Source organism: Hydrotalea sp. (assembly GCA_030054115.1).
GTDB lineage: Bacteria > Pseudomonadota > Alphaproteobacteria > JASGCL01 > JASGCL01 > JASGCL01.
Window position 1 is genome coordinate 1 of record JASGCL010000043.1, and the last position, 10,106, is coordinate 10,106.

The following is a 10,106-nucleotide window of genomic DNA, read 5'->3' on the forward strand; positions in this document are numbered from 1 at the left end:
TCGCGAAGACTCCGCCAAAAAAATTCGACCTGCTGTTGGTTATATTGGTATGAAGCATCACCAACACCATTGCCAATGGGGCAGGCGGTGCGTGCCACGCACCCATGGCGCAAACAATCGCACGCTGGATGGTTGTTTAAATAATTGTTACAGGCCGGGTAATCAAAACCCATGGCCGTAACCGCGCCGGCCGGGCAGGCGGCGATGCAGGGTTTGCTGTCGCATTCGCCACAGGGTGTTGCATGATGTTGGCCGATGGTTATTTTTCTTGCCGCGCCGCGCCGAATTTTTTTTGGCATGGTGCGGTCGATTGTCGCGCCGCGAAACCCAACCCACAAACCAAACCGTGGGTGGATAAGCATGCCCAGCGGCGATGGCGTGAAGCCGATGGCAGGATGTTGCGCCAATTGTTGAAATGCTATTGGTTTGGCGTGGCGTCGCTGACCACCAACATGCCCCACCACATGCAAGCGCGATGAAAAGGGAAAGGCCAACTTTGATTTATGAAACCTGGGCTTATGAAAAACCGATGCCCGACGGCGCGTGATTTTTTGCAAGGCGGTTTGCGACCAATTGTCTAAGGGGTGGGTTGCGTGGCGGCTGGCGCGTTGGTGGTATTGCAAAAAATACGGCCAATAACCGCGCCCCACCGCCCCCCATAATGCCAAGCCCCGTGCAAACCACGGCAGGCCATAACGCCGCCGTTCGCTAACCGATAAATAGGCAACGAAGGACACAAGCCCGAAATGATGCCTAACCCCATTCTTGCCCTGACTATTATAGGGTGAACGACGGCGGGGCATGCGGCTTTTCATGGTGTTGTTACCAGTTATGTGATATACACAATTTTGTAAAATAATGACATAATATCATAACCCATAGAAATTCAAATTATCAACCCCAAGATGCCAACACCCAAAAAACTGCCGCCGGTAAAAACGCAAAAACAGGTCGCCCTGATGGTTATCGGCGATGAAATTTTGTCGGGTCGGACGAAAGACGATAACATCCACCATATTGCCAACAGGTTGTTCGACCATGGGGCAAGGTTGGCGATGGTGCGGGTGGTGGCCGATGACGAGGCGATGATTGTAAAAAACCTGCGCGAATTATTGGCGCAAAATGATTTTGTCATGACGACCGGCGGCATCGGCCCGACGCATGACGATATAACCGCCGCCGCGGTGGCCAAGGGGTTGAAATTACCGCTGGTGGTTGACGCGACGGCCGATAAATTATTAACCGACCATTATGCAAAAATGAATCTGCCCTATAACAACGAACGGCGCAAAATGGCGATGATGCCGCGCGGCGCAACCCTGCTGTTGAATCCCATCAGCATTGCCCCCGGGTTTTTTGTTAAAAAAACCTTTGTCATGGCCGGCGTGCCACGCATCATGCACGAAATGTTGGCGCAGGCCTTGGCCTTCATCCCCGAGGGGCCAAAATGGTGGCAGGGCGATGTCGAAACCTCCCTGGGCGAGGGGACATTTGCCAAGGGCTTGACCGCCATTCAAAAAAAATATAAAAAAGTTACCATCGGCAGTTACCCAAAATTTAACCAAACGACGCAAAAATTATGGGTGTTGATTACCCTTAAAAGCCTTGATAAGAGGTTGGGGTTGGCTTGCCAGGCAGAAGTTGCGGCACTCCTCCATGATTTAGAAACACAACAATAATGAAAAACACCGAGCATAAAACATCCGGCGGGTTAAAACCGCTCAACCATCGCCTGCTGGCCGATAAAAACAGCGACCGATTGCTTTTTATCCCCATGTCGGGGGTCGAGGAAATCGGCATGAATTTTTACGCCTATGGTTACCAGGGCAAATGGCTGTTGATAGATTTCGGCATGGGGTTTGCCGGCGAATCGCGCGGCCTGCATGGTATCGATTTGATTTTCCCCAGCCCACAATTTTTTGCCAAGCAAAAAGAAAACATTGTCGGTTTGCTCCTGACCCACGCGCACGAGGACCACATCGGCGCGATACCTTATCTGTGGCCGGAATTAAATTGCCCGATTTACGGCACGCCATTTACCCTGGGGGTGGTGCGGGAAAAATTACGCGAATGCAGTTTTGGCCGCCGCGTGCCGCTAAAACCATTTCACAAGGACCAGGTCATCACCATTGGGCCCTTCACTATCACCCCCTATTGCATGACCCATTCGATTTTGGAACAACAGGCATTTTGTATCGAGGTTGGCGCGGCGGATAAAAAAACATCGGTGCTTCATACCGGCGATTGGAAAATCGACCGCGATCCATTACTGGGGGCATTAACCGACGAGGTTGGCTTAAAGGCACTGGGCAATGGCGCAAGTGATAATTTGGAAAACAAAAAAATTGCCGCGGTGATAAGCGATTCGACCAATGTTTTTAACAACCACCCGTCATTGACCGAAGGGGCGGTGTTGCAGGGCATGATTGAAACATTCCAAAAAATTGAAGCCGGCGATTACCGCATCGACGACAGCCCCTTGGGGATGATTATTGTCACCTGCTTTGCGTCGAACCTGCAACGGGTATTGGCGATTGCCACCGCCGCCGAAAAAATTGGCCGGCGGGTTGCGGTGGTCGGTCGCGCCTTTGAACGTTATTTAAAAGTCGCCGAAGACACCGGCTATTGGTCGCAATTTCCCAAAACATTGCAACAGGCCTTGAGCGAAAAAGATATCAGGCGCACGCGGCGTGATAAATTGGTGGTGATTGCCACCGGGTCGCAGGGTGAAACGCGCGGCGCGGTGGCGCGCATCGCGCGGTTTGAACATGGCGTTATAAAACCGATTGCCGGCGATTATATGTTGTTTTCATCGCGGGTTATTCCGGGGAACGAGGTGGCGGTGGCCGAAATAAAAAACAACCTGGTGCGGGCCGGCGTGCGGTTGATGGATATTGCCGATTCGGTCGATAACAAAATATTACATGCCTCGGGCCACCCGACGCGCGATGATTTAAAACAACTTTATAGCTGGCTAAAACCCAAAAGCTTGATACCGGTGCATGGCGAACCACGTCACCTGGTCGAGCATATCAACCTGGCGAAAAAAGAATGCGGCATCGACCAGGCGATTGCGCCCTATAATGGCGTGGTGATTGAAATTGGTCGTCACCCGCAACAGCCGCTAAAAATTATTGGCCATGTCGCGGCTGGGCATTTGGTGAAGGACGGGCATGATATCTTGCCGATAGAGGATAAGGCCTTGGCGGTGCGGCGGAAATTGGCGGCGGCGGGCAACCTAACGATTAGCGCGTCCTTCAAAGGGGGGCAATTGGCCGAATACAAATGGTCGATGCTGGGGTTGTCTTTATCGCTGGAGCAGGAAAAGCAAATGGGGTCGATTATCAGCCGCGCCCTGGCCACCGTGCCGCGCCAAAAACACAAAGGCCACCATCGCCAGGCAAGCTCGGGGTTGGAAGAAGAATTGAACAAAGCCCTCAAACGGCATTTCAGAAAAAACTTTGACAAATCGCCGGCGGTGACCATTCATTTTTTAGAAATGTAGTTGGGTTATCGTTTTTTTAGCCGTAAGCCGCACTTGATTGTTGTCGCCATTTTGCCTATAACAAACCAGCATGATAGATATTATTTTTTTGGCGGTAATAGCGGGGGTTTTGATTATCCGCCTTTTGATGGTGTTGGGGGAAAAACGCGATGACGACCCAACGCCACCATTTTCGTTGCTTGATGCGACAAAAAAACAAGCCAAAACATTGGGCCAGGCCGCGGGTGAACGGGATGCAAAGGCCGTAGCGGCCAACCCAGACGCCATGCCGGTGGCCGAGGTTGTCGAACCCGAACCCACCGGGTTTTATTTGAAACCAAATGCGAAGGCCAAGGAGGCCAAGCAAGAGGGCAAGGGCGAGAAGAAATCTGGCCGCAACGCCGTTATCGAGGATAGCCAAAACCCGCGTTGGGCGGCGGCCTGGCCCGGTATTATGGCTATCAAGGCGCGCGATGATAATTTTTTTGCTAACGATTTTTTACAAGGGGCAGAAAATGCCTTCGAGGTTGTGCTCGATTGTTTTGTGCGGGGTGATAACGATAAAAATGATAAGGGCAAAAGCGACAACCGCGCCAGCCAGTTGCTGAAAGAATATGTTGCGCCCGATTTGTTGACGGGGTTTATTGACGCCATCAAGGAACGCGAAAAAAAAGGATACCATCAAGAACACAAAAACCTTATCGGCATTCGCCATTCGACCATTACCGAGGCGGCGGTCGATGAGCGCAATAAAACATGCCAGGTGAAGGTGTTGTTTGAATCCGACCAAATCTACGCCCTTTATGATAAGGACAATAAATTGGTTGAGGGCGATGACAGCACGATTATCCCCAAAAAAGACACCTGGGTTTTTGAACGAAAATTAACCATGGGTGACAACAGCCGGTGGTGGTTGGTTGCGGTCGAGGAATAGCACAACCCTGGTTGTTGGTTTTGTTGGGCAGAACATTTTATGACCATAACCATGACCGGCGATTTATCGAATCCTTTGGCCGCCGCAAGCAATAAGATGGCGATGGTTGATTCGGGGGTCGGTGGGCTGTCAGTATTATTAGCGATAAAACAACGAAGGCCCGATGTGGCGATTAATTATTTGGCCGATGCCAAAAACGCCCCGTTTGGTGAAAAACCACATGATTTTATTATCGCGCGCGGCCATGAATTGGTCGATTGGTTTTATGATAAAAAACAATTTGCCGTGATGCCGGACCTTATGGTGGTGGCATGCAACACGCTGACGGTGCATGCCATTGCCAACTTGCGCGCCACCAAACCGGCGGTTAATTTTGTCGGGGTTGAGCCCGGGTTAAAACCCGCCGTTTCCATGACGCGCAACAAACGCATTGCCCTGTTGGCGACGCGCGCCACGTTGGCAAGCCCGCTGATGAAGGAAAAAATAAAACATTACGAACAGCAGGCGGCGATTTTCCCCATCGCCGGTGTTGGCCTGGTCGATGAAATTGAAAAACACGGCGTGCAGTCAGACCATTTATCATTGTTGTTAAAAAAATACTTGGCGATGGTCACGGCGGCGCGCGCCGATGTGTTGGTGCTCGGTTGCACCCATTATTCTTTTTTGCAAGCCATGATAAAAAAACTATTGCCCGATGTCATGGTTATCGATACCGCCGCCGCGGTGGCCGAGCGGGCGATAAGTTTTTTCCCCAACCACGATGTTGCGGGTGATAGAACCAATAAAGCCGCGCACGCGCCCATTGCCCTTTTCACCACCGGTGATGCCGCCAGCATGACCAATTTTATCGCCAGCCTGCCCGATTTTCCAACCGCGCGGGTGGCGAAAATAGAACTTTAATTTTTTATCGCGCCATTCTATAATCCTTCCTATAATTATTTGGCCGTGGTTGAAAAAGATTTATAAAAAAATGAGATACAAAAAAAATTACGAAACGGATATTGCCATTATCGGCGCGGGGCCGGTCGGCCTGTTCACGGTTTTTCAGGCCGGGTTGCTCGGCATGAAATCGGTGCTGGTTGATTCCCTGCCCGAACTTGGTGGGCAATTGGCCGCCCTTTATCCGGAAAAACCAATTTATGATATTCCGGCCTTCCCCAAAATTTTGGCAAAAACCTTGGTCGACCATTTGGTGGAGCAGATGCGACCGATGAATCCGATTGAACTGCTGGATACCAAGGCGTTGCAATTCACGCGGCACGAGGGCACGCCATACCCGCTTCACCTGGCGACCGAGCATAGTTTTCAAAATAAAAAAGATAGCATCGAGGTAAAATGCAAGGCGATTATCATCGCCGCCGGTGCCGGTGCCTTTGACCACAAAAAACCGCCGATAAACAACCTGGCGCAATTTGAAAACAAATCGGTTTTTTATTTTGTTAAAAACCCCAAGGATTTTAAGGACAAGATGGTGGTGATTGCCGGCGGTGGCGATTCGGCGGTCGATTGGGCGATTAACCTGGCCAGCGGTGGTGCAAAAAAAGTTATTGTCGTCCATCGGCGAGACGATTTTCGCGCCGCGCCGCAATCGGTGGCGATGATGCGTTCCCTGGTCGCGCAACAAAAAATCGAACTGCGCATTCCCTATCAACCGGTTGGCTTGGTGGCGGCGCAACATGACGACAGCCAATTGCGCGCCGTTACCCTGCAACATCTTGATGGTAATCAGGAGGATGTGGCGGCGGATATTTTCCTGCCCTTTTATGGTTTTGCCTCGTCGCTGGGGCCGCTTGGCAATTGGGGTTTTACCACCACCAACCGCGGCCAGATAGAGGTTCACCACGGCACGATGCAAACCGCCCTGCCCCAGGTTTACGCGGTGGGCGATGTTGCCATGTATGAGGGGAAATACAAATTAATTATGCAGGGCTTTGCTGATGCCGCGGTGGCCTGCCACCATATTTTTCCGCTGGTGCATGGTCAGGCCTTGCATTTCGAACATAGCACGACGCGCGGCCTGCCCAACCCGCCGGTCGCTTAGGTTAATTTTTTTGCGCGTGGCAAGATGCTGGTCAAGAGGGGTTGAGCGATAGATTCATATAAGGCGCGTGATAAATAAATCGATGAGAAAAAATAGATTCAAAAAATACGAGTTGGGTGCGGTGCTTTGCGCCGTGGCTTTATTATCATCGACAGGTAATTGGCCGAGCGTCGCCCGGGCGCAAACCCAAAGCGATGATGCCGCACAGCCCGCGCCAGCAATTGCCGGCCGGCAAGCAACCGATGCCGCCACCGACCACGAACAAATATCTTTTATGGGTCGCGCCCATGTTATCGATGGTGATACCATTCATGTGTGGGATAAGGGGCGTTATGGTGGCAAAAAATGGAAGGTGCGGATTTACGGCGTCGACGCCCCTGAAATGGATACGCGCGCCGGCGTGGTGGCAAAAAAACAAATGGCGGCGGTGCTGAGCAAGGGTAATTTTTGGGTGGCCTGCCGCGTGCGCACCCGCGATGTTTACGAACGGGTGGTGGCGGTATGTTACCCCGGGCAAAGATTGCTGGCGGCGGAGGAAGCCAGCATCAACATCGCCATGCTTCGTTCGGGTTATGGTTTTGCCTATCGCCATTTTTTAACCCCCGATAGCTATCGCGAATATCTTGCCGCCGAAAAGGCGGCGCATGATGCCGGCCTGGGGTTTTGGGCCGATAAAAATTTCGTGCGCAAGTATCGCGCAAAAAAACATTTTTGAGCTTGATTTTTTTTCTAAAAAAACCCCATAAAAAAATAATGAAAACAATAAAACTATTGCCCCTGACGCGTGAATCATTCAAGCCATTTGGCGATGTTTTATTGGCCGACGACATGGCCAAACATTACGAGATTAACAATGGCCGTTGCGTGCGCTATCACAATTTGGCAACCTCAGCCATAAGCGGCGATAGCAACGGCAATGATGGCGCGGCCACCATCACCTCGCTGTTTCGCGGCAAAAACGCGCCCTTGCCATTTATGCTGGAGGTGATGGAGCGTCACCCCCTGGGGTCGCAGATGTTCCTGCCCATGACGCCGCGACCATATGTCGTGGTGGTGGCGGCAACAACCACCCCGCCAACCGAAAAAGATTTGGTGGGGTTTATCGTGCGGCCGCAAGGCGATAGTTTGGTCGGGGTGAATTATTATAAAAATGTTTGGCATCACCCGTTGATTGCCATGCGGGAAGAAAGCGATAAAACCGCGCCCGTCGCCACGACCGATTTTTGGGTGGTCGACCGCTTGGGCGCAGGCAATAATTTGCAGGAAATCGATATCACGCCATGGCAAATTTATTTGGAAAAATAATAGGATGATTATTGGGATTGACGAGGTTGGTTATGGCCCATTGGCCGGGCCGGTGGTTGTGGCGGCGGTGGCCGGGGTGGAGCATTTGCCGCAACATGTCAAATCACAGCTCGATGATTCAAAAAACATCACCGCCGCAAAGCGCGAAACCTTGTATGACGCCATGACCGCCAATCAACATATCGTCTGGGCGCCGGCGGTGGCCACGGTGCAGGATATTGAGACGCATAATATCCTGCGTGCCAGCCACTTGGCGATGATGGCGGCGGCCCGCGTGGTGTTAAAAAAAATAACAGACGATAGGAATTTGTTATTGATAGATGGTAATAAATTGCCGCAGGAATGGCGCGACAATGACGAGACGCAACCAACCATGCGCACGGTGGTAAAGGGCGATGGATTCTATGCCTCGATAGCCGCGGCGTCGATTATGGCAAAGGTCTATCGCGATAGGTTGATGGATGATTATCACCAACAATACCCCGATTATAATTTTACAAAGCATAAGGGTTATGGCACGGCGCAACATGTGGCGGTAATAAAAAAAATCGGCCCCTGCCCCATCCATCGGTCATTGTTTTTGCGCAAAATCCTGGCCTCGTAATTTTTTTGTTAAGAGCCCTTGCTTTTAATTTTAGCTTGACAAATCTTACGTTTTGCGTATTTTTAGAATCGTTCTAAAATCATGGCGGCATCTATCATAGCCACTTTCTTATCGACCAAAAAAACGGCGCAAAACGCCGTAAAATCGGTGCGGTCACCGCACGCGCCGTGGGAAAACGCGCTGGGTGCCATGACCCTGCCCCCCGAATTGATGGTAATATTTGGCGGCAACAAGCATCAATTAACCGCCGTGAAAAGGCGCGGCGTTATCGCGGCGTTAAAAAAATTAAAACATTTGGCAGGGACGGGTATTTTTCCGCAACAATTATTGGCGCGCGCGACGCAAGGCACAGACGGCGGCGCGGATAGCGACGCCCATGCGGCGGGGGTAAATGGCACGACCGCGCCTGATGATATATTATCCGACGTTGCCCTGAGCGGCATGTTGAAGGATAGAAAAATCACGCCAACCGCGCCGCGGTTGTTGATGATGAAATTATTGTTTCAACGCAAAACCCACCAACACCTGACGGCGGAAGAAATTTTTGCTAAGCTAAAGGGCAAAAAAAAACCGAGTATTTCGCTGGCGTCGATTTATAATAGCTTAAATCTTTTTGTTGAACATGGGTTGTTGGCGCGGCACCATTTTTCGATGCAATTGTGGGACGAAAAAAAACGCGGTGCAATTTTTTATGACACCAACATCATGCCGCACCACCATGTGGTTGATAAATCGTCGGGCAAAATTTATGACCTGCCGCTGGATATTATCCCAATGCAGGATGCGGTCGAAATGGCCAGCCAACGTATGAAAAAAGACAATGCGATTCCACAAAACCTATGGCGCGCCCAGGGTGTTAAAAAAAATATTTTCGTCATGCCAATGGTTTTTGTGTTAGAGTAATTAATATAGATGTTACCGATTTCGTTGCCGCGCCGTTTGCTTTTTTCCCTGTCGTTAAAACACGGCGGTGATGCGGCGGGCAAGACAGGCAGGTTGTTGCCGATACAATTTTTGGAAAAAATAATCACCGCCGATACCAAGCCGCTGGAATCGGGCGCGGCGATTTACAGCGCGTTGTTAACCGCCAATGGCAAATATATTGCCGATTTTTTTATTGTGCCGCGCGACAATGAATTGTTGGTTGAGGTTGATAAATCCACCGCCGCTAGCTTGATGGCGCAATTGCAAAAATATATCTTGCGCCAACCGATAGAAATAAAATTGTTGGAGCAAGCGACGGTGGCCGTTGCCTTTGCGCCGCCGACGGCTGATGATATTTTTTTTATCACCGACCCGCGACCGGCCAACAAAAAATGTTATCGGCTGTATGGCAAATTGGCAAATTATGCCGACGACCAAACCGATTACACCGCCTGGCGGATAGATAATCTGTTGCCCGAGGGGCCGGATGATTTTGAAGAAAATGAATCGATGATAGTCGAATATCATTTGCAAAATGTTGGCGGCCTGTCGTTGCAAAAGGGATGTTTCGTCGGCCAGGAGGTCACGGCGCGCATGTATTACAAGCAAACCATGATGCAAAAATTAAAAAAACAGCTGGTGAAAAAAATCATTGCGCCCGATGCGCCACCACAAGACGGCGATAAAATCCTCTCGTCGGTTACCATCAATCATCAAAAACATGTTTTGGTATTGGAAAAATCTTCATGAAAAAACTAATGCGCTCAAGCAGTGCCAACGATAGCGCAAACAAATTGCGCTCAAGCAGTGCCAA

11 protein-coding genes are annotated in these 10,106 nt (G+C 50.7%); 10 read left to right on the plus strand and 1 reads right to left on the minus strand.

Annotated features, from left to right (window positions below; genetic code table 11):
- The coding region (locus QM529_06745) for a hypothetical protein (GenBank protein ID MDI9314351.1) at positions 1 to 815 on the minus strand (815 nt) is incomplete at its 3' end.
- Positions 816 to 905: 90 nt separating this feature from the next.
- Between QM529_06745 and QM529_06750 the strand changes: the two genes are divergently transcribed.
- The 10 genes from QM529_06750 (at position 906) to QM529_06795 (ending at position 10,042) form a co-directional block, all read left to right on the plus strand.
- Positions 906 to 1,679 carry a molybdopterin-binding protein gene (locus QM529_06750; protein ID MDI9314352.1) on the plus strand — a complete coding sequence of 258 codons (774 nt, stop codon included), beginning with the start codon at positions 906 to 908 and terminating at the stop codon, positions 1,677 to 1,679.
- Positions 1,679 to 3,505: a ribonuclease J gene (locus QM529_06755; GenBank protein ID MDI9314353.1), complete on the plus strand. Its 1,827-nt coding sequence runs from the start codon at positions 1,679 to 1,681 to the stop codon at positions 3,503 to 3,505. Before QM529_06750 ends, QM529_06755 begins: the two co-directional genes overlap by 1 nt.
- Before the next feature lie 70 nt (positions 3,506 to 3,575).
- Positions 3,576 to 4,418, plus strand: coding sequence for a Tim44/TimA family putative adaptor protein (locus QM529_06760; GenBank protein ID MDI9314354.1), 843 nt, complete (start codon positions 3,576 to 3,578; stop codon positions 4,416 to 4,418).
- Between the two features lie 39 nt (positions 4,419 to 4,457).
- Complete coding sequence (gene murI / locus QM529_06765) at positions 4,458 to 5,318, plus strand: glutamate racemase (GenBank protein MDI9314355.1); 861 nt, start codon at positions 4,458 to 4,460, stop codon at positions 5,316 to 5,318.
- A 70-nt stretch (positions 5,319 to 5,388) separates the two neighbouring features.
- Entirely contained in the window at positions 5,389 to 6,459 is a 1,071-nt protein-coding gene (locus tag QM529_06770) for an NAD(P)/FAD-dependent oxidoreductase (GenBank protein MDI9314356.1), read from the plus strand.
- 82 nt (positions 6,460 to 6,541) lie between these two features.
- On the plus strand, positions 6,542 to 7,174 hold the full coding sequence (locus tag QM529_06775) for a thermonuclease family protein (protein ID MDI9314357.1): 633 nt from the start codon (positions 6,542 to 6,544) through the stop codon (positions 7,172 to 7,174).
- A 38-nt stretch (positions 7,175 to 7,212) separates the two neighbouring features.
- Positions 7,213 to 7,764, plus strand: a complete 552-nt coding sequence (locus QM529_06780; GenBank protein ID MDI9314358.1) for an ureidoglycolate lyase — start codon at positions 7,213 to 7,215, stop codon at positions 7,762 to 7,764.
- Positions 7,765 to 7,768: 4 nt separating this feature from the next.
- Complete coding sequence (locus tag QM529_06785; GenBank protein MDI9314359.1) at positions 7,769 to 8,368, plus strand: ribonuclease HII; 600 nt, start codon at positions 7,769 to 7,771, stop codon at positions 8,366 to 8,368.
- 81 nt (positions 8,369 to 8,449) lie between these two features.
- Entirely contained in the window at positions 8,450 to 9,271 is an 822-nt protein-coding gene (locus tag QM529_06790) for a transcriptional repressor (protein MDI9314360.1), read from the plus strand.
- Positions 9,272 to 9,280: 9 nt separating this feature from the next.
- The gene (locus tag QM529_06795) at positions 9,281 to 10,042 is read left to right on the plus strand and encodes a hypothetical protein (protein MDI9314361.1); all 762 of its coding nucleotides are present in this window, start codon (positions 9,281 to 9,283) and stop codon (positions 10,040 to 10,042) included.
- Positions 10,043 to 10,106 lie beyond the last annotated feature (64 nt).

Excerpts from the sequence above, each read along its gene's own strand:
- QM529_06750 (MDI9314352.1), top strand. The coding sequence starts at position 906 with ATGCCAACACCCAAAAAACTGCCGCCGGTAAAAACGCAAAAACAGGTC.
- QM529_06755 (MDI9314353.1), top strand. The coding sequence starts at position 1,679 with ATGAAAAACACCGAGCATAAAACATCCGGCGGGTTAAAACCGCTCAAC.
- QM529_06760 (MDI9314354.1), top strand. The coding sequence starts at position 3,576 with ATGATAGATATTATTTTTTTGGCGGTAATAGCGGGGGTTTTGATTATC.
- murI (MDI9314355.1), top strand. The coding sequence starts at position 4,458 with ATGACCATAACCATGACCGGCGATTTATCGAATCCTTTGGCCGCCGCA.
- QM529_06770 (MDI9314356.1), top strand. The coding sequence starts at position 5,389 with ATGAGATACAAAAAAAATTACGAAACGGATATTGCCATTATCGGCGCG.
- QM529_06775 (MDI9314357.1), top strand. The coding sequence starts at position 6,542 with ATGAGAAAAAATAGATTCAAAAAATACGAGTTGGGTGCGGTGCTTTGC.
- QM529_06780 (MDI9314358.1), top strand. The coding sequence starts at position 7,213 with ATGAAAACAATAAAACTATTGCCCCTGACGCGTGAATCATTCAAGCCA.
- QM529_06785 (MDI9314359.1), top strand. The coding sequence starts at position 7,769 with ATGATTATTGGGATTGACGAGGTTGGTTATGGCCCATTGGCCGGGCCG.
- QM529_06790 (MDI9314360.1), top strand. The coding sequence starts at position 8,450 with ATGGCGGCATCTATCATAGCCACTTTCTTATCGACCAAAAAAACGGCG.
- QM529_06795 (MDI9314361.1), top strand. The coding sequence starts at position 9,281 with ATGTTACCGATTTCGTTGCCGCGCCGTTTGCTTTTTTCCCTGTCGTTA.